At 49.1% G+C, this 448-nt stretch carries 1 protein-coding gene; it reads left to right on the forward strand.

What is annotated here, in order from left to right; all coding sequences use genetic code 11:
• The coding region (locus FDX22_RS20445) for a rhodanese-related sulfurtransferase (protein WP_255433000.1) at window positions 1-448 on the forward strand (448 nt) is incomplete at both ends.

Below are 448 nucleotides of genomic sequence, written 5' to 3' on the forward strand. Positions count from 1 at the left end.
AAAACGCGCTGGAGATCCCGGCAGACACCTTCCGCGATCAGCTGCCGAAAGCGGTAGAAATGATGCAGGAGCATAAGGATAAAAAAATCGTTATGTATTGTACCGGAGGGATTCGTTGTGAGAAAGCCAGTGCCTGGATGAAACATAACGGGTTTAGCAAAGTCTGGCACATTGAGGGCGGCATTATTGAGTATGCCCGCAAAGCGCGTGAGCAGGGGCTGCCTGTGCGTTTTATCGGCAAAAATTTTGTTTTCGATGAACGCATGGGAGAGAGGATCTCTGACGATGTGATTTCGCATTGTCACCAGTGCGGTACCGCATGTGACAGCCATACCAATTGCAAAAACGATGGCTGCCATCTGCTGTTTATACAATGTCCAGCCTGTGCGCAAAAGTATAAAGGCTGCTGTAGTGAACTGTGTTGTGAAGAGAGCGAACTGCCGGAAGA

Source organism: Citrobacter sp. TBCS-14 (assembly GCF_005280805.1).
In the GTDB taxonomy this organism is placed as follows: Bacteria; Pseudomonadota; Gammaproteobacteria; order Enterobacterales; family Enterobacteriaceae; genus Citrobacter; species Citrobacter gillenii.